General features: G+C 67.8%; 26 protein-coding genes. 20 read left to right on the top strand and 6 right to left on the bottom strand.

Going from position 1 to position 26,685, the window contains the following annotated elements; translation table 11 throughout:
• Positions 1-19: 19 nt before the first annotated feature.
• Positions 20-799, top strand: coding sequence for a formate dehydrogenase accessory sulfurtransferase FdhD (gene fdhD / locus F1643_RS10525; RefSeq protein ID WP_255542633.1), 780 nt, complete (start codon positions 20-22; stop codon positions 797-799).
• Between the two features lie 71 nt (positions 800-870).
• Positions 871-1,098 (top strand): formate dehydrogenase subunit delta, encoded by a 228-nt coding sequence (locus tag F1643_RS10520; protein ID WP_194913046.1) that lies wholly within the window; start codon positions 871-873, stop codon positions 1,096-1,098.
• A gap of 109 nt (positions 1,099-1,207) precedes the next feature.
• Here the strand turns inward: F1643_RS10520 and F1643_RS10515 are convergent, their stop codons facing one another.
• The gene (locus tag F1643_RS10515) at positions 1,208-2,713 is read right to left on the bottom strand and encodes a L,D-transpeptidase family protein (RefSeq protein ID WP_194913043.1); all 1,506 of its coding nucleotides are present in this window, start codon (positions 2,711-2,713) and stop codon (positions 1,208-1,210) included.
• A gap of 355 nt (positions 2,714-3,068) precedes the next feature.
• Here F1643_RS10515 and urtA point away from each other — a divergent pair, with 355 nt between their 5' ends.
• The 7 genes from urtA (at position 3,069) to F1643_RS10480 (ending at position 9,616) form a co-directional block, all read left to right on the top strand.
• Positions 3,069-4,376 (top strand): urea ABC transporter substrate-binding protein, encoded by a 1,308-nt coding sequence (gene urtA, locus F1643_RS10510; protein WP_194913041.1) that lies wholly within the window; start codon positions 3,069-3,071, stop codon positions 4,374-4,376.
• Between the two features lie 129 nt (positions 4,377-4,505).
• Positions 4,506-6,143, top strand: a complete 1,638-nt coding sequence (gene urtB / locus F1643_RS10505; protein ID WP_194913040.1) for an urea ABC transporter permease subunit UrtB — start codon at positions 4,506-4,508, stop codon at positions 6,141-6,143.
• 4 nt (positions 6,144-6,147) lie between these two features.
• Positions 6,148-7,311 (top strand): urea ABC transporter permease subunit UrtC, encoded by a 1,164-nt coding sequence (gene urtC / locus F1643_RS10500; protein ID WP_194913039.1) that lies wholly within the window; start codon positions 6,148-6,150, stop codon positions 7,309-7,311.
• 3 nt (positions 7,312-7,314) lie between these two features.
• A complete protein-coding gene (gene urtD, locus F1643_RS10495) occupies positions 7,315-8,061 on the top strand; it encodes an urea ABC transporter ATP-binding protein UrtD (RefSeq protein ID WP_194913038.1) in 747 nt (248 codons plus the stop codon).
• Between the two features lie 14 nt (positions 8,062-8,075).
• Positions 8,076-8,771, top strand: coding sequence for an urea ABC transporter ATP-binding subunit UrtE (gene urtE / locus F1643_RS10490; protein WP_108548032.1), 696 nt, complete (start codon positions 8,076-8,078; stop codon positions 8,769-8,771).
• Between the two features lie 112 nt (positions 8,772-8,883).
• Entirely contained in the window at positions 8,884-9,276 is a 393-nt protein-coding gene (locus tag F1643_RS10485; protein ID WP_194913037.1) for a hypothetical protein, read from the top strand.
• Positions 9,277-9,463: 187 nt separating this feature from the next.
• Positions 9,464-9,616: a hypothetical protein gene (locus tag F1643_RS10480; protein ID WP_188092578.1), complete on the top strand. Its 153-nt coding sequence runs from the start codon at positions 9,464-9,466 to the stop codon at positions 9,614-9,616.
• 40 nt (positions 9,617-9,656) lie between these two features.
• Here F1643_RS10480 and F1643_RS10475 read toward each other — a convergent pair whose 3' ends face one another.
• The 3 genes from F1643_RS10475 to F1643_RS10465 form a co-directional block, all read right to left on the bottom strand.
• Complete coding sequence (locus tag F1643_RS10475; RefSeq protein ID WP_194913036.1) at positions 9,657-10,538, bottom strand: 5'-nucleotidase, lipoprotein e(P4) family; 882 nt, start codon at positions 10,536-10,538, stop codon at positions 9,657-9,659.
• 107 nt (positions 10,539-10,645) lie between these two features.
• A complete protein-coding gene (locus F1643_RS10470; protein WP_194913035.1) occupies positions 10,646-11,545 on the bottom strand; it encodes a pyridoxamine 5'-phosphate oxidase family protein in 900 nt (299 codons plus the stop codon).
• 32 nt (positions 11,546-11,577) lie between these two features.
• Positions 11,578-12,222 (bottom strand): glutathione S-transferase family protein, encoded by a 645-nt coding sequence (locus tag F1643_RS10465; protein ID WP_194913034.1) that lies wholly within the window; start codon positions 12,220-12,222, stop codon positions 11,578-11,580.
• 108 nt (positions 12,223-12,330) lie between these two features.
• Between F1643_RS10465 and F1643_RS10460 the strand changes: the two genes are divergently transcribed.
• Complete coding sequence (locus F1643_RS10460; RefSeq protein WP_194913032.1) at positions 12,331-13,230, top strand: LysR family transcriptional regulator; 900 nt, start codon at positions 12,331-12,333, stop codon at positions 13,228-13,230.
• Between the two features lie 22 nt (positions 13,231-13,252).
• Here F1643_RS10460 and F1643_RS10455 read toward each other — a convergent pair whose 3' ends face one another.
• Complete coding sequence (locus F1643_RS10455; RefSeq protein WP_194913031.1) at positions 13,253-14,263, bottom strand: formylglycine-generating enzyme family protein; 1,011 nt, start codon at positions 14,261-14,263, stop codon at positions 13,253-13,255.
• A 218-nt stretch (positions 14,264-14,481) separates the two neighbouring features.
• Here F1643_RS10455 and F1643_RS10450 point away from each other — a divergent pair, with 218 nt between their 5' ends.
• The 8 genes from F1643_RS10450 (at position 14,482) to F1643_RS10415 (ending at position 20,574) form a co-directional block, all read left to right on the top strand.
• Positions 14,482-15,003, top strand: a complete 522-nt coding sequence (locus tag F1643_RS10450; RefSeq protein ID WP_194913030.1) for a ferritin-like domain-containing protein — start codon at positions 14,482-14,484, stop codon at positions 15,001-15,003.
• A gap of 352 nt (positions 15,004-15,355) precedes the next feature.
• On the top strand, positions 15,356-16,144 hold the full coding sequence (locus F1643_RS10445; protein WP_194913028.1) for a glycine zipper 2TM domain-containing protein: 789 nt from the start codon (positions 15,356-15,358) through the stop codon (positions 16,142-16,144).
• 151 nt (positions 16,145-16,295) lie between these two features.
• Positions 16,296-16,751, top strand: coding sequence for a PaaI family thioesterase (locus F1643_RS10440; protein WP_194913085.1), 456 nt, complete (start codon positions 16,296-16,298; stop codon positions 16,749-16,751).
• Positions 16,752-16,933: 182 nt separating this feature from the next.
• Entirely contained in the window at positions 16,934-17,398 is a 465-nt protein-coding gene (gene rplM / locus F1643_RS10435; RefSeq protein WP_194913026.1) for a 50S ribosomal protein L13, read from the top strand.
• Between the two features lie 2 nt (positions 17,399-17,400).
• A complete protein-coding gene (gene rpsI, locus F1643_RS10430) occupies positions 17,401-17,889 on the top strand; it encodes a 30S ribosomal protein S9 (RefSeq protein ID WP_194913024.1) in 489 nt (162 codons plus the stop codon).
• Between the two features lie 123 nt (positions 17,890-18,012).
• Positions 18,013-19,089: an N-acetyl-gamma-glutamyl-phosphate reductase gene (gene argC / locus F1643_RS10425; RefSeq protein ID WP_194913022.1), complete on the top strand. Its 1,077-nt coding sequence runs from the start codon at positions 18,013-18,015 to the stop codon at positions 19,087-19,089.
• Between the two features lie 166 nt (positions 19,090-19,255).
• Positions 19,256-19,792 carry a gamma carbonic anhydrase family protein gene (locus tag F1643_RS10420; protein ID WP_194913020.1) on the top strand — a complete coding sequence of 179 codons (537 nt, stop codon included), beginning with the start codon at positions 19,256-19,258 and terminating at the stop codon, positions 19,790-19,792.
• A 170-nt stretch (positions 19,793-19,962) separates the two neighbouring features.
• Positions 19,963-20,574 carry an OmpA family protein gene (locus F1643_RS10415; protein ID WP_194913018.1) on the top strand — a complete coding sequence of 204 codons (612 nt, stop codon included), beginning with the start codon at positions 19,963-19,965 and terminating at the stop codon, positions 20,572-20,574.
• A 122-nt stretch (positions 20,575-20,696) separates the two neighbouring features.
• Here the strand turns inward: F1643_RS10415 and F1643_RS10410 are convergent, their stop codons facing one another.
• Positions 20,697-21,368 carry a pyridoxamine 5'-phosphate oxidase family protein gene (locus F1643_RS10410; protein ID WP_194913016.1) on the bottom strand — a complete coding sequence of 224 codons (672 nt, stop codon included), beginning with the start codon at positions 21,366-21,368 and terminating at the stop codon, positions 20,697-20,699.
• A gap of 120 nt (positions 21,369-21,488) precedes the next feature.
• Here F1643_RS10410 and F1643_RS10405 point away from each other — a divergent pair, with 120 nt between their 5' ends.
• Complete coding sequence (locus F1643_RS10405) at positions 21,489-22,979, top strand: PLP-dependent aminotransferase family protein (RefSeq protein ID WP_194913014.1); 1,491 nt, start codon at positions 21,489-21,491, stop codon at positions 22,977-22,979.
• A gap of 280 nt (positions 22,980-23,259) precedes the next feature.
• Positions 23,260-26,637, top strand: coding sequence for a maltose alpha-D-glucosyltransferase (gene treS / locus F1643_RS10400; protein ID WP_194913011.1), 3,378 nt, complete (start codon positions 23,260-23,262; stop codon positions 26,635-26,637).
• Positions 26,638-26,685: the final 48 nt, after the last annotated feature.

The raw sequence follows: 26,685 nt of genomic DNA, 5'->3' as shown, positions 1-26,685 counted from the left end.
GTCCTGAGGAGTGGGAAGCATGACCGCGATGCCCTCTGGCTCCATCCGTCCTGACGACAGCCTGATGTGCTCCATCGCCGTCACCGGAACCGGCTTTGCCGCGGGTGTCGGGGTGGAGGAGGGCGCGGACGTCGAATGGCAGGTGCCGGAGGAAACCGCGGTCGCCTTCGAATACAACGGCCGCTCCCATGCCGTGATGATGGCGACCCCTGCCGATCTGGAAGACTTCGCGCTGGGCTTCAGCCTTGCCGAGGAGATCGTCGGGTCCGCCGCCGATATCGAGAAAATCTCCGTGCGGGAAACGCCGCTGGGCTTCGTCGTCAACCTGACGGTCGACCCGCTGCGTCTCCTGCGCGGAAGTCTGCGCAGCCGTTCCATGGAGGGGCGGAGCGGCTGTGGCCTGTGCGGCGTGGACAGTCTTGTCCACGCCGTTCGGGAGCCCCGCAAGATCGAAACCTCGCTGGAGGTGGACCCGGCCGCGGTGGCCGCCGCCTTCCGTGCTCTGCCGGACCACCAGCCGATGAACCGGGCCAACCGCTCGGTCCATGCCGCCGCGTGGTGCGCGCCGGACGGGACCATCCGGCTGGCCCGCGAGGATGTCGGCCGCCACAACGCGCTGGACAAGCTGATCGGCGCCATCGCCGGTTCGGGTGCCGACCCGGCGACCGGCTTCGTGGTGATGACCAGCCGCTGCAGCTTTGAACTGGTGCAGAAGACCGCTGCGGTGGGCATCCGCTGCTGGCGACCATCTCGGCACCGACGGCGCTGGCGCTGGAACTGGCGCGCAACGCCAACCTGACCCTGGGTGCGCTGTCGCGCCGCGACACCGTCATCCTGTTCCGTTGATTTCAACCCATTCCGGAGACACCAATGAGCCACACGAACCATGCCAAGGATCTGGTCCGGATGGCGAACCAGATCGCCGTCCATTTCGCCACCTACCCGCATGAAGAGGCGGTGACGGAGACGGCGACCCACATCCGCAAATTCTGGGATCCGCGCATGCGCGCCGGCCTGTTCGCCCATGTCCAGGCCGGCGGCGAAACCGACCTGCACGAGGTTGCCCGCGGTGCGGTCGGGGTGCTCCAGGCGCGGTGAGGTAACAGACAATCCCCTCTCCCCGCTTTCGGCGGACCTATGGTCCGCCTGTCGCGTCAGCGCAAACGAAGTTTGCGCGAGAGCGGGGGAGAGGGGGATTCGCCCTTCCTCACATTCCCGTCGGTGCCGGCAGCGGCTTGGCCGGCGCCGGCACCGAGGCGGAGGACAGCGGCGTCGGCGCATGGGCGGCCGGGACCGGCAGCGGCGCCGGCTTGGACAGCGGGCGCGGCGTCGACACCGGGGTCGCGGCAGCGCTACCCCCCGGATTGGCCGACATCGCCGGAGCGGCCGAACCCGACTGACCGGCCGGGGTGGAGAGGGTGGGCGGATCCTCGTAGATGTCGGGATGGACGCGCACCACGCCGGCGGTGTCGACCGAGGCGTTCCAATAGACGAAGCGCACGGGGATGGCGTTCGGCAGCCGGATCGTCTTGGTCTCCCCGGTGTCGAGCTGCTGGCCGATGCTGGCCGGCGTGATCTTCGCGGCCCCGAGCAGCGTTTCCGCCATCATCCGGGCATCCTCCAGCCGGACGCAGCCGGAGCTGGCGGCGCGCAGGTCGCGGCTGAACAGGCGCGGGTCGTTGGTGCCGTGCAGGAAGATGCCGTCGCCGTTGGTCAGGTTGAAGCGGAAGCGGCCCAGCGCGTTGTCGTCGCCCGGCTTCTGGACGATGCGGATGCGGCCGGGATCGACCCCCCACCAGTTGACCGACTGCGTGTTGACGACCTCCGTCCCGTCCAGATAGACGGCGGCGTTCTTGATGCCGGTGGTGCCCTTCTTGCGCAGGGCCGGCAGCTTGTCCTCGCTCAGCACCGTCGGCGGAACGGTCCAGGTCGGGTTGATGGTGACGCTGGTGATCCTGTCCTGCAGCAGCGGCGTCTTGCGCGACGGGCGGCCGACCACCGCGCGCATGGTGAAGCTCGGACGGCCATGTTCGATCAGGGTGACCGACTGGCCGGGCAGGTTGACCAGCACGGTGGTCTCGGGGATGGAGGCCTGCTGCGCGCGCATCGCCGCCGCGGCGCGGCGCAGAAGCGCGACGGTCTGGGCGGGCGTGCGGTCCATCGCCTGGCGCGTCACCTCGCCCACTTTGCCGTCGGGCTGCAGCCCTTCAGCCAGCTGGAAGGCGCGCACGGCGGTCTCGACATCGTCGTTGAAGCTGTCGGTCCACTTGTCGTCGGGCAGGAAGCCCAGTTCGATCAGGCGGCGCGAGACCCGGCCGACGCGGTCGGCCAGCGGCGAGCGCACGGTGATGACGACCGGCGGCGCCGGCTCCACCGGTTCCAGGCCGGGCAGGGTGGGGGCCTGGGCCTGCTGGACTTCGGCCGGCGGCAGGTCCACCGCGGGGGCGACGCCCTCGATCATGCCGCCGTCGCCCTTCTTGACGACGGCGCCATAGCCGATGCGGGTGGCCTGCGCCTTGGGCGCGTTCTGGATTTCCAGCGCACGCCGTTCCAGCGCCGCGGCCCAGCCGGCGACCAGCGGAGGCTTGGCGGCATGGGCCGCCTCCTTCTGCGGTGCGGCCAGCGCAGGACCGCTCAGGATGACGCCGACCAGCCCGCCGACCATGCAGAGGGCGGCGGAGCGGCGGGAGATCAGGCGGCGGTGATCATGCATGGCGATGGGACCGGAACGTGAACGGATAGGATCGAGCGCTGTATCCTTCAGCGAGCCACCCGGGATCCGCAAGCGACATTTGGTGTCGTCAGCTCTGCTGTTCACACTGTTGCTCCCGTGCATCGCCGCGTCACTCGCAGGCGCCCATCATCGTTACACGCGTTCATCAGACAGGTGGACGCCGCCGCATCGGTTTTATTCCGAACCGTCGCCGGTGGTACCGCCGGAAATGCTCGGGCGTGGCCGTATGTGTCATTTGACGTAGATACCGTCTTTCGCATGCGCGGTAGCCTTTCTTCCGACGATGTGGCGAAGCCCCGGAGCAACCGGGGCGCCAAAGGAAGGGGGCAACTTCATGCGGACCAAGCAACTGACGTCGAGCTTCGGGATCAGCGCGCTGGCCGGTCTGGCCATGGGCGCGATGGCTGCGATGTCCGCGCCGGCGATGGCGCAGGACACGATCAAGGTGGGCATCCTGCACTCCCTGTCCGGCACGATGGCGATCAGCGAGACGACGTTGAAGGACGTCATGCTGATGCTGATCGACGAGCAGAACAAGAAGGGCGGCCTGCTGGGCAAGAAGCTGGAGCCGGTGGTGGTCGACCCGGCCTCCAATTGGCCGCTGTTCGCCGAGAAGGCGCGCGAGCTGATCAGCAAGGACAAGGTGTCGGCCGTGTTCGGCTGCTGGACCTCGGTCAGCCGCAAGTCGGTGCTGCCGGTGTTCGAGGAGCTGAACAACATCCTCTTCTACCCGGTCCAGTATGAGGGCGAGGAATCGTCCCGCAACGTCTTCTACACCGGCGCCGCGCCGAACCAGCAGGCGGTCCCGGCCGTCGATTACCTGATGGAGAAGGAGAAGGTCCAGCGCTGGGTGCTGGCCGGCACCGACTATGTCTATCCGCGCACGACCAACAAGATCCTCGAAGCCTACCTGAAGAGCAAGGGCGTCAAGCCCGAGGACATCATGATCAACTACACGCCGTTCGGTCATTCCGACTGGCAGTCGATCGTGGCGGACATCAAGAAGTTCGGGTCGGCCGGCAAGAAGACCGCCGTCGTCTCCACCATCAACGGCGACGCCAACGTTCCGTTCTACAAGGAACTGGGCAACCAGGGCGTGAAGGCGCAGGACATCCCGGTCGTCGCCTTCTCGGTCGGCGAGGAAGAGCTGGCCGGCATCGACACCAAGCCGCTGCTGGGCCATCTGGCCGCCTGGAACTACTTCCAGTCGGTCGAGACGCCGTCGAACAGCGACTTCATCAAGTCGTGGAAGGCCTACACCAAGAACGACAAGCGCGTCACCAACGACCCGATGGAAGCCCACTACATCGGCTTCAACATGTGGGTGAAGGCGGTCGAGGCGGCCGGCACCACCGAGCCGGACAAGGTCATCGACGCCATGGTCGGCGTGGCCGTGCCCAACCTGACCGGCGGCTATTCGGCGATGCTGCCGAACCACCACATCACCAAGCCGGTCCTGATCGGCGAAGTGCAGGAGAACGGCCAGTTCGACGTCGTTTCCAAGACCTCGGGCCTCGTCCCGGGCGACGAGTGGTCGGACTACCTGCCGGACAGCAAGGACCTGATCGCCGACTGGCGCAAGCCGATGTCCTGCGGCAACTTCAACGTGAAGACCGGCAAGTGCGGCGGCAAGGGGTCGTGAGGGTAGCGTTCCCTCGCTGATCTGAGTGGTTGCGACGCTTGCCCTTTCCCCTTTCCCCTTTCCCGCTGGGCCGGGGAGGGGAGAGAGCAAGCGTTTCGCATTTCTAACCCCCGCACCGAAGGACCCGCGATGCGACGCGCTCTCCGCTGGCTGATGGCGCTCTATGTGGTGGTCGCCACATCGACCGCCGCATTCGCCGCCGACCCCCGAGCAACCGATCTGCGCCCTCTCGTCCAGGCCCTGGGCAGCGGCGGCTATTCCGGAACCGAAAAGGCCCTGGCGCAATTGTCGGAGGCCGGCGACCCGGCAGCCGTGCCGGTGATCGAGGCGCTCCAGTCCGGCGACCTCTTCGTTCGCAAGGCCGACGGGGCCGTGGTGATCGCCCGCAAGGCCGGCGACGCTTATACCCTGACCGACCCGCTGAGCCGCGCTGCCCTCGGCGATGCGCCGGCCGCCGCGGTCGAGAAGATCCGCATCAACAATGCGCTCCGCCGCGCCATCAGCGCCTCGCTCGGTGCCCTCACCCTGATGAGCCCCGATGCCGGCGTCCGCCGCTCCGCCGCCGATGCGGTGTTCAAGAGCCGCGACGCCCAGGCGCTGGAGACGCTGAACGCCGCCATCGCCAAGGAACAGGACACGCGCATCCGCGCCGCCATGGAGCAGGCGCGTGCCGCCATCCTGCTGACCGGCGAGGCCGCGTCGAAGATGACCGACGCCGAAATCCAGTCGGCGACCGACACGCTGACCGCCCGCGGCGACCGCGACGCGCTGGTGCTGCTGAACATGGTCGCCGGCTCCGGCGCGTCCGACGTCACCAAGAAATTGGCCGCCGCCGCCGTTTCCACCCTGGAGCAGAAGCTGGCCTTCTGGGCCGCATTGCAGAATCTCTGGTACGGGCTGTCGCTGGGTTCGGTGCTGCTGCTGGCCGCCATTGGGTTGGCCGTCACTTTCGGCGTGATGGGCGTCATCAACATGGCCCATGGCGAGATGGTGATGATCGGCGCCTACACCACCTTCCTGGTGCAGGAGTTCTTCCGCGCCTACGCCCCCGGCCTGTTCGACCTGTCGATCCTGGTGGCGCTGCCCGCCGCCTTCATCGTCTCCGGCGGCGTCGGCATCGTCATCGAGCGCAGCGTGATCCGCTGGCTCTACGGCCGTCCGCTGGAAACGCTGCTCGCCACCTGGGGCCTGTCGCTGGCGCTGCAGCAGGCCGTCCGCTCCATCTTCGGCCCGACCAACCGCGAGGTGGGGGCGCCCAGCTGGATGTCCGGCGCCTTCGAACTGGGCGGCCTGACCATCACCTACGGCCGGCTGTGGATCGTCATCTTCGCTTTCGCCGTCTTCGCCGCGCTGCTGGTGGCGCTGAAGCGCACCTGGTTCGGCCTGTCGATCCGGGCGGTGACGCAGAACCGGCCGATGGCCAACGCCATGGGCATCCGCACCGCGCGGGTCGATGCGCTGACCTTCGGTCTCGGATCCGGCATCGCCGGGCTGGCCGGGGTGGCGCTGAGCCAGATCGACAATGTCAGCCCCAACCTCGGCCAGGGCTACATCATCGACAGCTTCATGGTCGTGGTGTTCGGCGGGGTGGGCAACCTGTGGGGCACGCTGGTCGGCGCCCTGACGCTGGGTTCCATCAACAAGTTCCTGGAACCCTATGCCGGTGCGGTGCTGGGCAAGATCCTGGTGCTGATCTTCATCATCCTGTTCATCCAACGGCGTCCGCGCGGCCTGTTCGCGCTGAAGGGCCGCGCGGTGGAGGCCTGATCCGATGCTGCTGCGCTTTTTCCTGATGGGGCTGGACCGCAAGGCCGGGATCGTTTTGACGATCCTCGCCGTTCTGGCGGTGGCGGTCCCGGTGATGACGCTGTGGGTGCCGGCGGACTCGCCCTTCCACCTCTCGGTCTTCACCGTCTCGCTGCTGGGCAAATACCTGTGCTTCGCGCTGCTGGCGCTGGCGCTCGATCTGGTGTGGGGCTATTGCGGCATCCTGTCGCTCGGCCATGCCGCCTTCTTCGCGCTGGGCGGCTATGCCATGGGCATGTACCTGATGCGCCAGATCGGCCCGCGCGGCGTCTACGGCAACCCGGAGCTGCCCGACTTCATGGTGTTCCTGAACTGGACGGAGCTGCCCTGGTACTGGTGGGGCTTCGACCAGTTCTGGTTCGCGGCGCTGATGGTGCTGGTCGTGCCCGGCGCGTTGGCCTTCGCCTTCGGCTGGTTCGCCTTCCGCAGCCGCGTCACCGGCGTCTACCTGTCGATCATCACCCAGGCGCTGACCTTCGCCCTGCTGCTGGCCTTCTTCCGCAACGACATGGGCTTCGGCGGCAACAACGGCCTGACCGACTTCAAGGATATCCTCGGCTACGACATCCAGGCCGACACCACCCGCGTCGCGCTGTTCGTGGCGACGGTCGCGGCGCTGGCGCTCTCCTACATGATCGCGTCCGGCGTCATCGCGTCGAAGCTCGGCAAGGTGCTGGTGGCGCTGCGCGATGCGGAAAGCCGCGTCCGCTTCATGGGCTACGACACCGAAAGCTACAAGCTGTTCGCCTGGACCCTGTCGGCCTGCATGGCCGGCGTCGCGGGTGCCCTCTACGTCCCGCAGGTCGGCATCATCAACCCGTCGGAATTCGCCCCGGCCAGCTCGATCGAGGCGGTGATCTGGGTCGCCGTCGGCGGGCGCGGCACGCTGGCCGGCGGCATCCTGGGTGCCGTTCTGGTCAATATGGGCAAGAGCTACTTCACCGGCGCCCTGCCGGAATTGTGGCTGTTCGCTCTCGGCGGCCTGTTCGTGGCGGTCACGCTGTTCCTGCCCAAGGGCCTGCTCGGCCTGTGGGGCCAGCTGACCGCGAAGCTGCCGCGCCGCAACAAGACCGCCGCCCTTCCCAACGTCCAAACCGCAAACCAGACCGCTGGCCAGAAGGGAGCCTGACCCATGAGTGCGGAATCGACCCTTCTCTATCTCGACGGCGTGTCGGTCAGCTTCGACGGCTTCAAGGCGCTGAACAGCCTGTCTCTGGTGATGATGCCCGGCGAGATGCGGGCGATCATCGGTCCCAACGGCGCCGGCAAGACGACGATGATGGACGTCATCACCGGCAAGACCCGCCCCGACACCGGCACCATCCTGTTCGAGGGCGCCACCGACCTGACCCGCCTGCGCGAGGCGGCCATCGCCAACCTCGGCATCGGCCGCAAGTTCCAGCGCCCGACCGTCTTCGAACCGCACACGGTGTGGGACAATCTGGAGCTGGCGCTGAAGGCGCCGCGCCGTCCGCTGAAAACGCTGACCTACGCCATCAGCCGCGATGACCGCAGCAGGATCGAGGAGATCCTCGACATCACCCGCCTGTCGGCTCTGCGCAACCGTCAGGCCGGCAGCCTGTCGCATGGGCAGAAGCAGTGGCTGGAGATCGGCATGCTGCTGGCCCAGGACCCCAAGCTTCTGCTGGTTGACGAGCCGGTCGCCGGCATGACCGACGCCGAAACCGAACAGACGGCGGAACTGCTGTGCAGCATCGCCGGCAAGCATTCGGTGATCGTGGTCGAGCATGACATGAGTTTCGTCCGCGCACTCGGCGTCAAGGTGACCGTGCTCGCCGAAGGCTCGGTTCTCGCCGAAGGCTCGCTGGATGCGGTCAGCGCGAACAGCCAGGTCATCGACACCTATCTCGGCCGCTGACGGGAGATCCCATGATGCTGGACATTCGTTCCCTCGATCTGCATTACGGCGCCGCCCAGGCTCTGCGCGGCGTTTCCATGAAGGCCGAAATCGGCAAGGTCACCTGCCTGGTCGGCCGCAACGGTGTCGGCAAATCCAGCCTGCTGCGCGCCATCGTCGGGCTGAAGCCGGTGTCCGGCGGTTCCATCGGCTGGGACGGCGCCGACGTGACGAAAATGGCGCCTGCCGACCGGGCGCGCCGCGGCATCGCCTATGTGCCGCAAGGGCGCGAGATCTTCCCGCTGCTGACGGTGCGGGAAAACCTGCTGACCGGCTACGCCCCGCTGCCGCGCTCGCAACGCTCCATTCCCGACGAGGTGTTCGAGCTGTTCCCGGTGCTGAAATCCATGCTGGACCGCCGCGGCGGCGACCTGTCCGGCGGCCAGCAGCAGCAGCTCGCCATCGGCCGCGCCCTGGTGACCCGCCCGCGCCTGCTGGTTCTGGACGAGCCGACCGAGGGCATCCAGCCGTCGATCATCAAGGACATCGGCCGCGCCATCTCCTATCTGCGCGACAAGGGCACGATGGCGATCCTGCTGGTGGAGCAGTATTTCGATTTCGCCCGCGACCTTGCCGACGATTGGGTGGTGATGGAGCGTGGCGAGGTGATGCTGTCCGGTCCGCGCAGCGGCCTGGACGAGCAGGAGGTGCGCAAGTACCTGACGGTATAACACTGCTTGCGGTAATTTTCTGTGGGCGACCTGCGGAATAACCGGACGGCCATTGCGTCTTTGATCCATCGGGCCTGCCATCCGGCGGGCCTGCTTTGGGAGGAACCGTGCAATGAAGTCCGCAATCCGTGTTGTCGCCGCCTTCGGCCTGGGAGCCGTCCTGTTCGGCGCGCCGGCCTTCGCCCAGGAAAAAGAACCGGCCATGATGGGCAAGACCGCGATGGGTCCCGTCCTGACCGACGCGAAGGGCATGACGCTCTACGTCTTCGACAAGGACACGGCAGGCAAGTCGGCCTGCAACGGGCCTTGCGCAACGAATTGGCCGCCGCTGACGGCTCCCGCCTCCGCCAAGCCGATGGGCAAATACACCGTCGTCACCCGCGACGACGGATCCCGGCAATGGGCCTACGACGGCAAGCCGCTCTACACCTGGGCCAAGGACGCCAAGCCCGGCGACACCACCGGTGACGGGGTGAACAACGTCTGGCACGTGGCGAAGCCGTAACGTCCCTCTCCTTGAGGCATCGTGACGGCTGCCGGACAGCGTCACGACACCGCGTTCGCCGGGAGCATACTTACCCGGTCGAGGTAATGCGCAAACGTCGACTTGGAAGACGGTGCTCTTTAAAGGTCGTTAAGGATCGAAACCGCATGATGGCGTCACCGTCATCTTGCTCATGGAGCAGCAGGCCATGTCGATCTACAACGCCACCTCTTTCGAAGCCGCCCCGTCCGCCGAGCCGAAAATCCGCAAGATGCGCGGGTTGCCGCGTCTGGCCGTGTGGACGGTGATGATCGGCGCGCCGTGGGTGGTGATCGTGCAGGCGGTGCGCCTGATCTTCTGAGAGTTCGTCTCGGACCGGCGCACCCCCATACGTCACGCGCTTACTGGGCCGGCGCCACCCAGGGTTCCAGCGCACCGACCTTCCTGGCCCGCTTTTCGTCGGCCGAGAGTTTGAAATTGTGACCGTAGGGCGCGCTCTCGAACGAGCCGTAGCCGGGATTGGCCAGCATCAGCCAGTCGCGCCCGAAATGCTCCTTCGCCGACTCGTAGGCCTTCAGCCGCTCCGCGTCGCTGCCGTTATAGGCGTCGGAGAAGTCGCCGAAATTGTCGCCGAACAGCAGGACGATCCGGTACTCCTTGGCGATGGCCGCGCGCCGCGTGCTCTTCGCCGAACCCCAATCGGGCTTTTCCTTGGACATCAGGAAGGTATCGACGTTGCCGCCCATCGGGAAGCCCAGCGCCTGCGCGTTGCGGCGGGTCGGCTCTTCCTGGTCGGCGCTGCGGTTGGTGACGTAGAAGACCTTGACGCCCTTCGACTCGGCATACCGGGTGAACTCCACCGCGCCCGGCACGGCGGTCGCCTTTTCCGCCTTCACCCAGGCATCCCAGGTCTTGGGCGAAAAGTCCGTGCCGGTGGTCACGAGCCCGGTCTGGTAGGCGGAGTTGTCCATCGCCGTCTCGTCCAGGTCCAGCACCACGGCCGGCGGCAGGTCCTGGTAATTGCCGGTCTGCTCGGTCGCCGCGGTCCAGGTCCTGTCGGCCAGCGCCTTGTCCAGCTGGATCTTGCCAAGCGCATAGACGGCCAGCGCGTTGGCCTTGTATTCGACCGACCGCTGCATCCACAGCTCGGCGTTCAGCAGGTCGTTCTGGGGCACCGGACCCTGCGTAGCCGGATCGGCGGCAAGGGCTGGACCGGCGAGAAGGGAGAGGACAACCGCACCGGGCAGCAGCGACCAGCGCCCGGAACAGGCGGATTTGCGCATCGACACACCCATCCATCAAGTGTCATGGAATCGTCATCGAAGCACAGTTTCAAGTGCTTGGCGATGGTCCAGTGACGCTTGCGCCACGGTATCCGAGTACGTTTGCGTCAGGGTGTCCCGCTGCCGTCCTCCAACCGGGTCCAGCGCAACGGGATCGCGGCCTTCCGCCGCCACCCGCGCTCCACATGCAGGCTCCAGCTCCGCTGCGCATTGGGAAGTGCGGAGTCGGGCTCCCAGTCGATGCCGACGGCTCCGGTCAGGTGCAGCACGTCGCCGCCGGCGAGATCGACCAGCAGCAGCCCGGCGCGGGGGTTCAGCAGCATGTTGCCCAACGTGTTGAAATAGCGGTTGCCGGCATAGTCCGGCACGATCAGCCGGTCGCCGTCGATGCGGATGAAGCCCGCCGGCCCGCCCCGGTGCGACACGTCCAGCCGGGCGTCCTTTCCCGTCGACGATGCGGAGGCGACGAAGGCGGTGTCCGCCGCACCGATCAGGCGCCGTGCCTCGCCGTCCAATCCGGACAGTGCTTCCACCGCTCCGGCGGGGGAGGGGGGTGCGGCCTCCGTCCGGCGGACATGGATGTATTGCGGGCAGTTGCCGAAGCTCTCTTCCACCCCTATCGCAAAGGCCTGCCCGTTGCGCGCCGACACCCGGCCGTTTACCCGGTTGCGTCGCCGGGTGCCGAGGTCGATGCCCAGCGCCGCCACCGGATCCCCGACCGCCGGCCCGGACGGCCAGGGCTGCCACGCGCCAACGTCCGGCCGCACCCACAGCGTCCGCGGATCGGCCGCGGCAACGAAGCCGGGGGCGCCGGTCAGCACGCCGGCCGACGGGTCGCCGGCCTCGTCCCGTGCGGCGACCAGCAGCCAGGGCAGCAGCGGATAGAACTCCTGGTGCTGGGGGATCAGCCGGTCGCGGATCGGCGCCGACGGCACGCGGAACCCGGCCCGCGCCTGCGCCTCCCGCTCGCCGGTATGGAAGGGATCGGGGATGCGGTCCTGGTCCATGGCCGTGCTCCTGTGTTCGAGGCGAAGGGCGTTCAGGCATGCTGCGGAATGGCGCTGGGAATGGCGCTCTGCGGCATCGGTGTCAGTGCCGGAATCGCCTCCACCCGCTCCAGCCAGCGGCGGACCGCCGGATAGGGATCGAGCGGGATGCGCCCTTCCGGGGCGCGGGCGACATAGGCGTAGCAGGCGATGTCGGCGATGGTCGGCCGCTCCGCCGCCAGCCAGTCGCGGCTGGCCAGATGCCCGTCCATGAAGCGGAGAACGCGCTCCGCGACCCTCTGCGCATCGGTCAGCGAACCGGCCCCGCCCCACAGCGTCAGGATGCGCGCCAGCGCCGGCCCGAAGCGCAGGTCGCCGGATGCGATCGACAGCCAGCGCTGCACCCGCGCCGCCGCCTCCGGCGCCTTCGGGTTCCACAGGCCGGAGGCGTCATAGCGGTCGGCGAGATAGACCAGGATGGCGGTGGAGTCCGGCAGGACGAGGTCGCCATCGACCAGCACCGGGATTTGGCCGAGCGGGTTCAGCGCGAGGAAGGCGTCCGACCGCCGCCGGTCGGCGTCGGTTTCGACATAGTGGTGGGGCAGGCCGAGGATGTTCAGGAACGCTTCCACCCGGTGGACGTGACCGGACAGACGCATGCCGTAGAGCGTGATGGCGGGATCGGTATTAAGGCTCATGGGAAAGCACCTCCTTGTTGGATCGCGGATGCCCACAGCCAACCACTTGCGCACCGACGCGGGAATGCGCTTTGATCAAAAGGCACTCTTCCAGAAATCGGAACAATCGTGGACCGGCTGGACGAACTGGCGATCTTCGTCGCGATCCTGGAGGCCGGCAGCCTTGCCGGCGCGGCCAAGCGGCTGCGGCGGTCGGCGCCCGCCGTCACCCGCGCCCTGTCGGGGCTGGAGGAGCGGCTGGGCCTGCGGCTGATCGAGCGCACCACCCGCAACCTCTCCCCCACCGACGCCGGGTGGCGGTTGGCGGAGCAGGCGCGCCGGCTGCTGGCCGACTATGACGAGGCGCTGGCCGCCACAGGCACCGACCGGCCGTTGCGCGGGCGGCTTCGCGTCACCGCTCCGGTGATGTTCGGGCGCAAGCATGTGACGCCGCTGGTCCTCGACTTCATGCGCGCTTTCCCCGACATCCGGGTCGAGCTGGTGCTGTCCGACGGCAATCTCGACCTGATCGAGGAGGAGTTGGACGTCGCGATCCGCATCGGCCCGCTGCCCGACTCCGGCCTCGTCGCCCGGCGGGTGGGGCAGGTCGGGCGCTATCTGGTCGCCAGCCCCGGCTATCTGGCGCGGCGCGGCACGCCTTCGATGCCGGAGGATCTGGCCGGCCACGACATCATCCTGTCCATGGCCCGTCCCGGTCCGCCGGACTGGCGATTCCTGGTCGACGGGCGGGAGCGGGTGGTGCGGGTCACCCCGCGGCTGGCGGTCAGCCACATCGAGCCGGCCCTGCTCGCCGCGCGGGATGGGCATGGCATCGCCCGGCCACTGTCCTACCAGGCGGCCGACGACATCGCCGCCGGAACCCTTGTGCGCCTGATGCCGCATGCCGAGCCGGCGCCGCTGCCGGTCCATGCCGTGGTGCCGACGGCGCGGTTGATGCCCGGCCGGGTGCGCGCCTTCCTCGACCATGCGGTGCAGGGGCTGTCGGCGCTGGACGTGCTGCGAAGCTGAGCGCAGGGCTTTGGCCGGAGGATCAGGGCTCGCGGACGACGCGGAATCCGTAAGCGGCATATCCGCTCTCCGCCCCATCCACCCGCCGCACGGCGGAGCGGACATAGCGCGGGTGGCTGTGCCATGACCCACCACGCATCGTCCGACGCGGGCAATTCCGCCCGGCCTCTTCGGAACCTGCGGATGCGTCGGCCGCGCAATCCTCCACCCATTGCCAGACGTTGCCCAGCATGTCGTACAGGCCGAAGCCGTTGGGCCGATAGCTGCCGACCGGGGCGGTGAACAGGGCGCCGTCGCGGCAGGCCGCCACCTCCCAGTCGGTGAAGCGGTCCTTGGCGGTCAGGTCGGCGCCGTTCGCCGCGCCGCATCCCGCCGCCGGGTCTTCGCCCCACCAGCGGGCGGTCGCGGTGCCGGCACGGGCCGCATACTCCCACTCCGCCTCCGTCGGCAGGCGATAGGCGTGGCCGGTGCGGCGGCTGAGCCAGTCCACATAGGCCTTGGCATCGTACCAGCTGACGCAGACCGCCGGGTGGGCGTTCGTCTGGTCGAATCCAGGCCGGCGCCAGGAGAAGTGCCAGCGCGGCAGCAGCTCGGTCTCGCCGGTGTAGCCGCGGCAGATGGTCTGCGACCGATATCCGCTGTCCTCGACGAAGCGGGCGTACTCGCCACGGGTGACCGTGTATTTGCCGAGCGCGAAGGGGTGCCGGATCGTTGCCGGCCGCTGAATCGCTTCTCCCGGAAAACGCTCCGCCTCCGTCTCCGGCGAACCCTGGAGGAAGCTGCCGGCCGGCACCGTCACCAGCACCGGGGCGTCGGGATGGTCCCAGATCTCGCGCGCCGCGCCTTCGGCCTGCCAGACCTGGAAGGCGGCCAGCCGTTCGGCGCGCCAGCCGGTCAGGTCCACCGGCTCGGTCCGGCGCCAGGCGGTCAGCCCGGCCAGCAGAAGGATCAGGACGGCCACGGCGCCCAGCGAGCCGGGCAGGGCCAATCTCTTGACGGGGATGTCTTTTGCGGGGGAGGTGCAGTGGGTCATCCCGTCATTTCCCCGGTGCAACCCTCCCCCGGCAACCGTGCGTCCGTGTCCTGGTCGGGGCACCTCCCGGCCGGTCCGGCAGCCAAGGGACTGTCCGCCTGTTCCGTCGGAGTAGGCCTGAAGCGGTAGGGCGTCGAAAGCGTGGCCGCCCTGTTGGTGCGGGCAGACGTTCAACAGAGCACGTTCAACAGAGCGTTGACACCACAAGGAGGATAATCATGGCTGCCTATCCCGCGGACCTCACGCGCGCGCTGTTCGTCACCGGTCTGCGCAACGCCCACGCGGTCGAACAGCAGGCGCTCGCGCTGATGGACCGCCAGCTTGACCGTCTGGTGAATTATCCGGAAGTCTCCGACCATCTGCGCATGCACCGTGGCGAGACCGAGGCGCAGATCACCCGGCTCGACCAGATCCTGGACCAACTGCAGGAAAGCCATTCGGGCCTGAAGGACACCGCCTTGTCGATCATGGGCAATCTGGCGGCGCTGGGCCACAGCTTCGCCGAGGACGAAATCCTCAAGAACTCCTTCGCCAACTATGCCTTCGAGAATTTCGAGGTGGCGAGCTACCGGTCGTTGCTGACGGTGGCGGATGCCGGCAACTTCGCCTTCGCCGTCCCGCTTCTGCAGACATCGCTGCGCGAGGAGGAGGCGATGGCCTCCTGGGTGATCGAGAATGTGCCGACCCTGACCTTGAAATACCTGTCGCTGAAAGCTGCCGACCAACCCGCCGGCCGCTGACGCCGGCCGCGATCCGACTGCATGGAAAACGGCCGGGGAAGACAGGCTCTTCCCCGGCCCTTTTCTTTCGGCGCCAACACCTTGACGCCGGCAGGAAATCAGACGTCGTAGATCGGGCCTGGTGTCTTCTTGTTAGAGCCGCCGGCCTTGGCCGCATCGTTCACCGTGGCTTCCCCCCGGTTGTGACGATGCCTTCCCAACAGCGCAGGGGCGCAGCCGTTGCCGACGATCCGTCACCGGACATCGCGGCACCGCAATGCAGCCTTCCGGCCTTGTCCGGATTTTGCCCGGTGACGAGCAGGCTTGCTTTGCCGTAAGAGACAGGACGGGCCTCAAAACGGATGGATCCCCCGTGCTCAGATCGGTTTCCCTTTGCCTGTTCGTCGCCGCGGCCGGCGGTCTTGCGGGCTGCACCTCCGACTATTCGCCCAACACCTACTCCTCCAGCGCGGTCCAGCAGGCCAACAAGGTGGAGCCGGCGGTCGTGGTCGGATTCCGTCAGGTGGCGATCAGCGCCAACGGCACGGTCGGCGCCGTCAGCGGCGGGGCGGCCGGCGGCATCCTGGGGGCGCAGGTCGGCTCCGGCGGCATGAACGCAGCGCTGGGCACCGTCGGCGGCACGGCGATCGGCGGCCTGCTGGGCACGGCGATGGAGCATATCGCCGGTGACACCACCGGCTGGGAATACATCGTCCGCAAATCCAACGGCGACCTGCTGTCGCTGACCCAGAAGGAACCGCAGCCGCTGCCCATCGGCCAGAAGGTTCTGGTCATCACCGGCAGCCAGGCCCGCATCGTGCCCGACTATTCGTCGCCCGCCGAGTCCGCGGCCGCCAAGGCCGATTCGGTCAAAGCCGATCCGGCCAAGACGGAGGCCGCGGTGGAACCCCCGAAGCCGGAAACGCCGAAATCGGACGTCAGGACGGTGCCGCTCGCCCCGCCCGCCGCATCTGCCCCGTCTGCATCCGCCGCGTCCGAATCCGCCGCCGGCCCTGCGCCGTCCAGTGGCGGCGGCCCCATTCGCCTGACCGCCCCCACCGACAACGCTCCTGCCGGCAATGCCCCGGCGCCTGCGGTTTCCGCACCGTTCGCCGACCCTCTTCCGGCTCCCGTTCCAGCAGAGGCGAAGCCGGCCGAGTAGCTCCATGCTTGTAGCTCCATACTTGTCCGAATGGACGGGATGGCGCACAGTCCGGTGATCCAACCGTAAGATCACCGGCCGAGGGTCCATGTCCGCCGTCGATTCCGCACACAGTGCCGCTCCCGCCCCCACTCCAGCCCCTATTCCGGCAATGACCAGGGAGGAGTTGGAGGAGCTGATCCGCGAGGGGGTTCCCCTGGTCGGCAACTTCGGCATCGTCGTCGACAGCCTCGGCGCCGGCACGATCCGCCTGCGGCTGCCCTACAAGGACGATTTCGTCCGGCCCGGCGGCACCGTCACCGGTCCTGCCATGTTCGGGCTGGCCGACGTGGCGCTCTATGGCGCGGTGCTGAGCCTGATCGGGCGGGTGGAACTGGCGGTGACCACCAGCATGACCATCAACTTCCTGCGCCGCCCGCCCCCCGTCGCCATCGTCGCCGAGGCGCGCGTCCTGAAGCTGGGAAAGCGGCTGGCCTATGGCGAGATCCTGCTGTTCTCCGAAGGCGATCCGGAGCCGGTCGCCCATGTCACCGGCACCTACTCCATCCCCCCGCACGATCCCGTCACTGTTGCGGTATCTCATTACCGTGTGGATGGGGCCGCGTAAAAATCTGTTTATTATCAATGGGTTTGGCAAAGAGGTATCTAATTACCGCTCTCGCAAGGCGCTGATATCAAAGGAAAATTTTTCGGTTGACAGAGGTGTGCCGCTGCCCGTAGAAAGCCGTCCGCTTCGGCGCCCCGGATTCGGCGGCCTGCCGATCCGTATTCGAAGAAACGAGTGTGGCGATGAAGACCTTCAATCTGAAGCCGACCGATATCGAGAAGAAGTGGTACGTCGTCGACGCCGACGGCCTCGTTCTCGGCCGGCTCGCCAGCATCCTGGCGAACATCCTGCGTGGCAAGAACAAGCCGACCTACACCCCGCACATGGATTGCGGCGACCATGTCGTCGTGATCAATGCCGAGAAGGTGAAGCTGACCGGCAACAAGCGCGATGCCGACATCTTCTACTGGCACACCGGCTATCCGGGCGGGATCAAGGGCCGTTCCAAGGGCCAGATCCTGGACGGCAAGTATCCGGAGCGTGTGATCGAGAAGGCCGTGGAGCGTATGGTTCCGCGCGGTCCGCTCGGCCGTCAGCAGATGACCCATCTCAAGGTCTACAAGGGCGCCACGCATCCGCACGATGCGCAGCAGCCGGTCGCCCTCGACATCGGCGCCCTGAACCCGAAGAATAAGCGGAGCGCGTAAGCATGGCCCAGGTCACCACCACCCTCTCCAGCCTCAAGGAACTGACGGGCGCCGCCGCCACCGCGACCGTCACCGAGGAGCTCGCCGCTCCGAAGCTGGACGCCCAGGGCCGCGCTTATGCCACCGGCAAGCGCAAGGACGCCGTCGCCCGCGTGTGGATCAAGCCGGGCACCGGCAAGGTCACCGTGAACGGCCGCGACCAGTCGGTCTACTTCGCCCGTCCGGTGCTGCGCATGATGATCGCCCAGCCGTTCGGCGTGACCGAGCGTCTGGACCAGTTCGACGTCGTCGCCACCGTCGCCGGTGGTGGTCTGTCGGGCCAGGCCGGTGCCGTCCGTCACGGCATCTCCAAGGCGCTGACCTACTTCGAGCCGGCCCTGCGCCCGCCGCTGAAGGCCGCCGGCTTCCTGACCCGCGACGCCCGTACGGTCGAGCGCAAGAAGTACGGCCGCGCCAAGGCCCGCCGCAGCTTCCAGTTCTCGAAGCGCTAATCCCTACACGGGCCTGCTGCTTTACGGTACAAGCGAGGGGCGTCCCGAAAGGGGCGCCCCTTTCTTTTTGTCCCGGTATCACCAATCAAGCGTTCCTCCCGTCAAGCGAAGGACATCGCCTCCATGGCCTCGATCAGCATTCCGGGCAGCACTCCCGGCGGTTCGAAAATCCGCGTCGGCATCCTGGGCGCTTCCGGTTACACCGGCGCCGAACTGGTGCGCATGCTGCTGCGCCACCCGAACGTCGAGATCTCTGCCCTGACCGCCGAACGACAGGCCGGCAAGCCGATGGCGGAGGTGTTCCCGCATCTGGGCGGCTATGGCCTGCCCGATCTGGTGAAGATCGAGCAGCTGAAGTGGGACGGCCTGGACTTCATCTTCTGCGCCCTGCCGCACGGCACTACGCAGGAGGTGATCGCCGGCCTGCCCAGCGGGCTGAAGGTGGTCGACCTGTCCGCCGATTTCCGTCTGAGCGACCCGGCCGAATACGCCACCTGGTACGGCCATGAGCACCGCGCCGTCGGCCTGCAGAAGGAGGTCGCCTACGGCCTGACCGAGTTCAACCGCCAGGGCGTGCGCAAGGCGCGGGTGGTGGCCAATCCGGGCTGCTACCCGACCTGCTCGCTGCTGCCTCTGCTGCCTCTGCTGCTGGAGAACCAGATCGAGCCGGGCGGCATCATCATCGACGCCAAGTCCGGCGTGTCGGGCGCCGGCCGCGACGCCAAGCAGGCCAACCTGTTCACCGAGGTGTCGGAGGGCTTCAACGCCTATGGCGTCGGCCACCACCGCCACATGCCGGAGATCGAGCAGGAGCTGCGGCTGGCCGCGGGCCGGCCGGTCACCGTCTCCTTCACCCCGCATCTGGTGCCGATGAACCGCGGCATGATGGCGACCATTTATGTCCGCATGGCCGACGGCGTCACCGCCGACGACCTGCGCGCAACACTGGCCGCCCGCTATGCCGACGAGCCCTTCGTCGGGGTGACTCCGGCCGGCGTGGTCCCGGCGACGCGCCATGTCCGCGCGTCCAACCACAATCTGATCGGCGTGGTCGCCGACCGCACCCCGCGCGGTGCCATCATCGTGTCGGTGATCGACAATCTGGTGAAGGGCGCCTCGGGCCAGGCCATCCAGAACATGAACGTCATGATGGGGCTGGGCGAGACCACCGGCATCGATCAGGCGCCGCTTTTCCCGTAACAAGTCAGCACGAGGGGGCTGTGACAGCGTTGTGGCCCCCTGTCCGCACTGTTGCACAGAGGCACCAATCGGGATTTGCTTTGCCCTGTCAATGCGAAATCAGGTGGTGCCTTAAGCCTTACGGTGCTTCAATCCGGCCCGTCATGCACGACTTCGGTACGACCTGATGACCGGCCTTGTCCGCGCCTTCAACGGCATTCTGCCCACCGTCGACCCGACCGCGTTCATCGCGGAAACGGCGGCGGTGATCGGTGATGTCGTGGTCGGGGCGAACAGCAGCATCTGGTACGGCTGCACCGTGCGTGGAGACGTCAACGAGATCCGAATCGGCGCTCGCACCAACCTCCAGGACGGCACCGTGGTCCACGTGGCCGCCGAAGGGCAGGGCACCTACATCGGAGACGACATCACCGTCGGCCATATGGCGATGCTGCACGCCTGCACGCTGGAAGACGGCTGCTTCATCGGCATGAAGGCCTGCATCCTGGATGGGGCCTATGTCGAGTCGCGGGCGATGGTCGCCGCCGGTGCTCTGGTGACGCCCGGAAAGCGGGTGACGTCCGGATTCTTGTGGGCCGGCAGCCCTGCTAGACCGGTTCGCGAGCTGACGGAGCGCGATCTCGCGGTTTTTCCGGTTCTCAGCCACCGTTACACGGATTTGGCGGAATCCTACCGGAAAAGCTGCTATGGAAGTGGAGCATAGGTCCAAGAACAGGTACGGTTCGGCCAATCGGCTGAGGTGTCGGAACACCACCGCACACCACATGTTGGGATGGTCGCTGCCGCGCTTGCACATGGGCGGATGCTTCGGTTGATAGGTTCATCCCCCGCAGGCACTCTGATGGGGAAGGGTTCTGGAAGGGAGTGAAGACAATGAAGACTATTGTTCGCGCGGGTCTGGCTGCCATCCCGGCCGCCATCGTCGCTTTCGGTCTGTCGGCGGCCGCCAATGCCCAGGACGCGAGCCTGGTCGGCAAGGGCACCGAGTGGTGCAACCCGGTCATCGGGTGGAACGGTCAGGTCAAGGAAGGCGTCGCCGCCCGCACCGCCGGCGGCGGCTACGTCATCCATCAGGGCAGCTATCCGTGCCCGCCGGCCGCCGCTGCTCCGGCTCCGGCCGCCGTCGCTGCGGTCCAGAGCGAATATCTGGTGTTCTTCGACTGGGATAAGTCGACCATCACCCCGGCCGCCGATCGCGTGATCGGTGACGCGGTGTCGGCCATCCTGAAGAACGGTGGCGCCAAGATCCACGTCGTCGGCCACACCGACACGTCGGGCTCGCCGGCCTACAACCAGAAGCTGTCGCTGCGTCGTGCCGACGCGGTCAAGAAGGCTCTGGTCGCCAAGGGCATCCAGACTGCCAACATCACGACCGAAGGCAAGGGCGAGAGCCAGCTGCTGGTCCAGACCGGTCCGAACGTGCGTGAGCCGTCCAACCGTCGTGCGCAGATCCTGCCGCGCCTGCTGAACGCTCCGTCGTCCTAAGGACGGATGGCAGGGGGCCGCTCCGGGGGTTTCGGATCGGCCTTCCCGCCTGCGGGAGAAACCGCAAGAAAAAGGCCGCGCCGGGTTTTCCCGCCGCGGCCTTTTTCCGTTCCAGCCTGCTCTCAGACTCCTGTTTGGGCCGGGTCCTGTTCCGGCTCCCCGGCCGTCAGCCGCAAGGGCACCACGCCCGCCCATACCGGGTGAGCCATATCCTCCGGGTCGTCGCTTGGCGGGCCGGAGCGCCGCTTGGCCGACGCCTCGGCGATCGGGAAGGCCAGCACGGATGTGGCCTTCAGCTCCTGCGCATTGGGCGCCCGCACCTTGGCGCTGCGGCCGGGTTCGATCTTCTCCATCAGGGCATCCAGGGCGGCGCGCTTCTCCGCCTCCTCCATCACCAGCCGCGGCCGGCCGAACAGCATGACCGAGCGGTAATTGACGGAATGATGGAAGGCCGACCGTGCCAGCACCCATCCATCGATCAGCGACAGGGTGATGCAGGCTTCGCCTCCCTCCTGCAGCCGCCGGATCATCCGGCTGGAGGAGGCGCCGTGGATCATCAGTTCGTCCCCGACGCGCCAGGGAACCGTCGGAATCACCATGGGGGAGCGGGCGCCCTGGCCCTCGATCTGGCCCTTGATGGCGTCGTCGACGAAGCCGACGTGGCAGATCGGCGCCTCGTCGATGATGGCGTGGATCAGGGCGACGTCATGGCTGCCGCGGTCGCCCAGCCGCACCGGCCGGGTGCGCGGGGTCTGGGCCAGGGCGGCGGAGGAAGCGGCTGGAAGGCTGGTCATGGTCGTGCTCAAGGCCGGAACTGTTGCGATGGCCCAGAATGGCCCGCAGAATGGTTCTCTCGAAAGGTCCGGAATGTCGATTCGATAGGGACCAATCCGCTCATCCCACGGAGGATCGCCATGGCCCGGTCGGCAGTTCCGGTTCTCTCCAGCCTCGGCCCGGTGGCGCTCGACCGTGACGGAGCGGAGCCGTTGCACCGCCAACTCTACCGCGCGCTGCGTCAGGCGGTGCTGGATGGCCGCCTGCGTCCGGGGGAGCGACTGCCACCCAGCCGGGCGCTCGCCGCCGACTGGGGGCTGTCGCGCAACACGGTGGTGACCGCCTACGACACGCTGCTGGCGGAGGGTTACGTCACCGGGCGGGTGGGGGCCGGCACCTTCGTCGCCGCCTCGCTTCCCGATGCGGCGCCCGGCAGCATTCCGGCCCGCGACGAGGTCCGCCGGGGTGTCGGCCTGTCCGTCCGCGGCCGTGTGTTGGCCGAGGCGCCGGCCATCGCGCGTGACCGGGTGGGGCGGCCCTTCGCGCTCGGCACGCCGGATCTCGGCGTCTTTCCCTTCGCCCTGTGGGCGCAGCTTCTCGGACGCTGCTGGCGCCAGGGCGGGCGGACGCTTGCGACCGAGCCGGACCCGCTGGGCCACGCTCCGCTGCGGGCGGAGATCGCTGCCTGTCTGCGGGCCATCCGTGCCGTCCGTTGCGAGCCGGAGCAGGTCGTCATCGTCTCCGGCGCGCAGCAGGGGCTGGCACTGTTGGCGCAACTGCTTCTCGACCCCGGCGATGCGGCCTGGGTGGAGGAGCCGGGTTGGCCCGGCAACCGCGCCGCCCTGCTGGGGGCCGGGGCACGGCTGATTCCGGTGCCGGTGGACGGGGAGGGGATCGACGTCGCCGCCGGCATGGCCCGCGGTGCCGACGCCCGGCTGGCGCTGGTCACCCCCTCCCACCAATTCCCCTTGGGCGTGACCATGAGCCTCGCGCGGCGCCTGCGCCTGCTGGACTGGGCGGCGGCCCGCGACGCCTGGATCGTCGAGGACGATTACGACAGCGAGTTCCGCTATGCCGGCCCGCCGCTGGCCGCCCTCCAGGGGTTGGACGGTGCCGGGCGGGTCATCTATGTCGGCAGCTTCAGCAAGGTGATGTTCCCGGCGCTGCGGCTCGGCTATGTCGTGGTGCCGCCCGATCTGGTCGAGCCGGTGCGCGCCGCGCGGCGCCATTTCGACGGCGGAACCAGCGTGGTGCCGCAGGCGGCCCTGCACCGTTTCCTCGCCGACGGCCATTTCGCCTCGCACCTGCGGGCCATGCGCTCCCTCTACGCCGCCAAGCGCACCGCCATCCTGGAGTCGATCGCAGGCGCCTTCGACGGTTTCGCCACGGCCGAGGCGGGGGAGGCCGGCATGCATGTCCTGCTCCGCCTGCCGCCGGACTGCCCCGACCATGCCCTGGCCGAGCGCGCCGCCGGCATCGGCCTGACCACGCCGCCGCTGTCCAGCTACCATCGCGCCGCCGGCGGCATCGCCGGCAACGGCCTGCTGCTGGGCTTCGCCGCCCACGACCCGGCGACGCTCGACCGCGCGGTGCGCGATCTGGCGCGGTTGTGCGTCGATGATTGCGAATGATCCATCGGCCAGGTTGCGGGCGCTGGATGGTATGTCAACTGGCCCGCCTGGATAACTCTTCCGCGCCACTCCATGTCCAGTCCGGATTGCCGCGCATTTGGACTTACGGCTCGAAAACACTCCCGACCGTTGCGGCCCCTGACTTTTGCCGTCGAGCATATCCGGAAGTCAGGGGTTGCCTGATGGCTCGCCGGGTGAAACCTTCGAGCGGTTGGCTTGTTTCCGTCCCGTGTTCCCGCGACACGTGTTCCGTCAATCGCTTCTCGAAAGTGCTGGACCCATGATCGATCGGCAGGACCGGCTCTGGTACAAGGACGCCGTCATCTACCAATTGCACATCAAGGCGTTCTTCGACGCCGACAACGACGGCATCGGCGATTTCGCCGGCCTGACCCAGAAGCTGGACTATATCCAGGATCTGGGGGTGACGGCGGTGTGGCTTCTGCCCTTCTATCCGTCCCCGCTACGCGACGACGGCTATGACATCGCCGACTACACCTCGGTCAACCCGACCTACGGGAACCTGGACGACTTCCGGCGCTTCATGGAGGAATGCCACAACCGCGGCCTGCGGGTGATCACCGAACTGGTCATCAACCACACCTCCGACCAGCATCCCTGGTTCCAGCGTGCGCGGGAGGCGCCTCCCGGCTCCAACCACCGCGACTATTATGTCTGGTCCGACAGCGACCAGAAATACCAGGGCACGCGCATCATCTTCTGCGACACCGAAAAGTCCAACTGGACCTGGGATCCGGTCGCCAACGCCTATTACTGGCACCGCTTCTATTCGCACCAGCCCGACCTGAACTTCGACAATCCCGAAGTCCTGGAGGAGGTGCTGAAGGTCATGCGCTTCTGGCTGGACATCGGGGTGGACGGGCTGCGGCTCGACGCCATCCCCTACCTGAAGGAGCGCGAGGGCACCAACAACGAGAATTTGCCGGAAACGCATGACGTCCTGAAGGCGATCCGCACCGCGCTGGACGCCGAGTATCCCGACCGCATGCTGCTGGCCGAAGCCAACCAGTGGCCGGAGGACGTGCTACCCTATTTCGGCGATCCGGAGAAGGGCGGCGACGAATGCCACATGTCCTTCCACTTCCCGCTGATGCCGCGCATCTACATGGCGGTGGCGATGGAGGACCGGCATCCCATCGCCGACATCATGCGCCAGACCCCGGACATCCCGGCCGACTGCCAGTGGGCCATCTTCCTGCGCAACCACGATGAACTGACGCTGGAGATGGTCACCGACAGCGAGCGCGACTATCTCTGGAACTTCTACGCCGCCGACCGGCGCATGCGGATCAACCTCGGCATCCGCCGCCGCCTGGCGCCGTTGCTGGAGAACGACCGCCGCAAGATCGAGCTGCTGAACAGCCTGCTGATGTCGATGCCCGGCACGCCGGTGCTGTATTACGGCGACGAGATCGGCATGGGCGACAACATCTATCTCGGCGACCGCGACGGCGTGCGCACGCCAATGCAATGGTCGATCGACCGCAACGGCGGCTTCTCGCGCGCCGACCCGGCGCGGCTCTACCTGCCGGCGGTGCTCGACCCGATCTACGGCTTCATGGCCGTCAATGTGGAGGCGCAGGCCCGCAACCCCTCCTCGCTGCTGAACTGGATGAAGCGGCTGGTGGCGGTGCGCAAGCAGCGCCAGAGCTTCGGCCGCGGCAGCTTCTCGCTGCTCTATCCCGGCAACCGCAAGGTGCTGGCCTATGTCCGCTGCCTGGAGACGGAAAACGGGTCGGAGATCGCGCTGTGCGTCGCCAACCTGTCACGCTCGGCCCAGGCGGTTGAGCTGGACCTTAAGACTTGGAAGGGCCGCATTCCGGTCGAGCTGCTGGGCCGGACCGTCTTCCCGCCGATCGGCGACCTTCCCTATCTGCTGACGCTGCCGGCCTATGGCTTCTACTGGTTCGCGCTGACCGCCGAGGCGGAGCTGCCGACCTGGCACGAAACCCCGCCGGAGCCGGTGCCGGACCTGCTGACCGTGGTGGTGCGCGACGGCTGGCACAGCCTGACCAGCGGCAAGGCGGCGGACGAGTTGGGCCGCGACGTCCTGCAGGCCTTCCTGCCCAAGCAGCGCTGGTTCTCCGCCAAGGACCGCCGCATCACCCGCTCGCACGTCACCATGGCAGCCCAGCTGCCGGGGCCGGGCGACGGCTTCATGCTGGTGCGCACGCAGGTGGGCCTCAGCGGGGTCGGCGTGGACGGCGACGCCGCCGACCAGAGCTATTTCCTGCCGATGGCGATGAGTTGGGAGAACGGGGCGGGCGGCACCGGCTGGCCGCTGCTTCCCTACACGCTGGCCAAGGTGCGGCGCGGACCCCGAACCGGCGCCATCTATGACGCGGTGCAGGCCGACAGTTTCGCGCTTGCACTGATCGAGGCGCTGCGGCGCGGCGAGACTCTGCAGGCGATGTCCGCGCCGGGGATGGCCGGCAGCGGCAGCATCCGCTTCACCGCCACCGACGCGCTGGCCGCCATCGAGCTGTCGGAAGAGACCGAGGTGCGGCGGCTGGGCGTGGAGCAGAGCAACACCTCCGTCCTGGTCGACAGCCAGATCGTGCTGAAGGTCCTGCGCCGGCTGGTGGAGGGCGAGCATCCCGAGGTCGAGATGGGCCGCTTCCTGACGGAGGTCGGCTTCGCCAACACCCCGGCCCTGCTGGGCACGGTGGAGCAGGTGGCGGCCGACGGCACGCCCACCGCGCTGGCGGTGGCGCAGGCCTTCGTCCGCAACCAGGGCGACGGCTGGGCCAGCACGGTGGAGGAGCTGGAACGCCAGCTGGAGGACATCCGCCTCGGCGTCGCCGGCACCACAGAGGATGCGGCGGAGGCGGGCGAGCCCTTCGGCATGCATCTGGTGATGATGACCACGCTGGGGCAGCGCACCGCCGAACTGCATCGCGCACTGGCGCAGGCCACCGGCAGGCCCGCCTTCGATCCGGAGCCGATCACGCCCGACGATCTGGCCCGCTGGGCCGATGCCGCCCGCGCCCAGGCGGAGGCCGCCTTCGCCGCCCTGCCCGGAACGCTGGACCGTCTGCCGGCCGACGTGCGCGCCGACGCCGAACAGCTGCTTGCCCGCCGGGCCGAGGCGATTGCGCGGCTCGACGCGCTGGCGGGCATGCGGATCGACGGCGTCAAGACCCGCATCCACGGCGACTATCACCTGGGTCAGGTCGTGCGGGCGCAGAACGACTGGTACATCCTGGACTTCGAAGGCGAGCCGGCGAAGACGCTGGAGGAACGCCGCGCCAAGTCCAGCGCCCTGCGCGACGTGGCCGGCATGCTGCGCTCCTTCAACTATGCCGCCTGGGCGGCGCTGTTCCGGCTGGACAGCGCGGGCGAGGGTGCCAACAGCGGTGACAGCCCGGCGCTGGCCGCCGCCCTCGACTGGGAACGCCGCAGCATCGACTCCTTCCTCGACGGCTACCGGACGGCGATCGAGGGCTGTCCGGTCTGGCCCGCGGAGACTGGGGCCGGTGACGAGGCGGCGCGCGGCCTGCTGACCCTGTTCCTGCTGGAAAAGGCCTTCTACGAGATCGGCTACGAGGCGGCGAACCGGCCCAACTGGATCGGCATCCCGGTCAAGGGCGTGCTGGGCCTGCTCGACGATGCCAATGAGGCGGGCGCGAAGGGGTGAGCGGACAAATCCGCGGCGGGCATGGTGTGACGAAACCGCCGCGGGTAT

Source organism: Azospirillum sp. INR13 (genome assembly GCF_015390205.1).
Classification (GTDB): Bacteria; Pseudomonadota; Alphaproteobacteria; order Azospirillales; family Azospirillaceae; genus Azospirillum.
This window is presented reverse-complemented; position numbering and strand designations above follow the sequence as displayed.

Excerpts from the sequence above, each read along its gene's own strand:
- urtA (WP_194913041.1), top strand. The coding sequence starts at position 3,069 with ATGCGGACCAAGCAACTGACGTCGAGCTTCGGGATCAGCGCGCTGGCC.
- F1643_RS10410 (WP_194913016.1), bottom strand. The coding sequence starts at position 21,368 with ATGACCAGCCTTCCAGCCGCTTCCTCCGCCGCCCTGGCCCAGACCCCG.
- F1643_RS10515 (WP_194913043.1), bottom strand. The coding sequence starts at position 2,713 with ATGCATGATCACCGCCGCCTGATCTCCCGCCGCTCCGCCGCCCTCTGC.
- fdhD (WP_255542633.1), top strand. The coding sequence starts at position 20 with ATGACCGCGATGCCCTCTGGCTCCATCCGTCCTGACGACAGCCTGATG.
- F1643_RS10440 (WP_194913085.1), top strand. The coding sequence starts at position 16,296 with ATGACCAGGGAGGAGTTGGAGGAGCTGATCCGCGAGGGGGTTCCCCTG.
- F1643_RS10475 (WP_194913036.1), bottom strand. The coding sequence starts at position 10,538 with ATGCGCAAATCCGCCTGTTCCGGGCGCTGGTCGCTGCTGCCCGGTGCG.
- rplM (WP_194913026.1), top strand. The coding sequence starts at position 16,934 with ATGAAGACCTTCAATCTGAAGCCGACCGATATCGAGAAGAAGTGGTAC.
- urtB (WP_194913040.1), top strand. The coding sequence starts at position 4,506 with ATGCGACGCGCTCTCCGCTGGCTGATGGCGCTCTATGTGGTGGTCGCC.
- urtD (WP_194913038.1), top strand. The coding sequence starts at position 7,315 with ATGAGTGCGGAATCGACCCTTCTCTATCTCGACGGCGTGTCGGTCAGC.
- F1643_RS10520 (WP_194913046.1), top strand. The coding sequence starts at position 871 with ATGAGCCACACGAACCATGCCAAGGATCTGGTCCGGATGGCGAACCAG.
- rpsI (WP_194913024.1), top strand. The coding sequence starts at position 17,401 with ATGGCCCAGGTCACCACCACCCTCTCCAGCCTCAAGGAACTGACGGGC.
- F1643_RS10450 (WP_194913030.1), top strand. The coding sequence starts at position 14,482 with ATGGCTGCCTATCCCGCGGACCTCACGCGCGCGCTGTTCGTCACCGGT.
- F1643_RS10405 (WP_194913014.1), top strand. The coding sequence starts at position 21,489 with ATGGCCCGGTCGGCAGTTCCGGTTCTCTCCAGCCTCGGCCCGGTGGCG.
- urtE (WP_108548032.1), top strand. The coding sequence starts at position 8,076 with ATGCTGGACATTCGTTCCCTCGATCTGCATTACGGCGCCGCCCAGGCT.
- treS (WP_194913011.1), top strand. The coding sequence starts at position 23,260 with ATGATCGATCGGCAGGACCGGCTCTGGTACAAGGACGCCGTCATCTAC.
- F1643_RS10485 (WP_194913037.1), top strand. The coding sequence starts at position 8,884 with ATGAAGTCCGCAATCCGTGTTGTCGCCGCCTTCGGCCTGGGAGCCGTC.
- F1643_RS10470 (WP_194913035.1), bottom strand. The coding sequence starts at position 11,545 with ATGGACCAGGACCGCATCCCCGATCCCTTCCATACCGGCGAGCGGGAG.
- urtC (WP_194913039.1), top strand. The coding sequence starts at position 6,148 with ATGCTGCTGCGCTTTTTCCTGATGGGGCTGGACCGCAAGGCCGGGATC.
- F1643_RS10480 (WP_188092578.1), top strand. The coding sequence starts at position 9,464 with ATGTCGATCTACAACGCCACCTCTTTCGAAGCCGCCCCGTCCGCCGAG.
- F1643_RS10420 (WP_194913020.1), top strand. The coding sequence starts at position 19,256 with ATGACCGGCCTTGTCCGCGCCTTCAACGGCATTCTGCCCACCGTCGAC.
- F1643_RS10415 (WP_194913018.1), top strand. The coding sequence starts at position 19,963 with ATGAAGACTATTGTTCGCGCGGGTCTGGCTGCCATCCCGGCCGCCATC.
- argC (WP_194913022.1), top strand. The coding sequence starts at position 18,013 with ATGGCCTCGATCAGCATTCCGGGCAGCACTCCCGGCGGTTCGAAAATC.
- F1643_RS10455 (WP_194913031.1), bottom strand. The coding sequence starts at position 14,263 with ATGACCCACTGCACCTCCCCCGCAAAAGACATCCCCGTCAAGAGATTG.
- F1643_RS10465 (WP_194913034.1), bottom strand. The coding sequence starts at position 12,222 with ATGAGCCTTAATACCGATCCCGCCATCACGCTCTACGGCATGCGTCTG.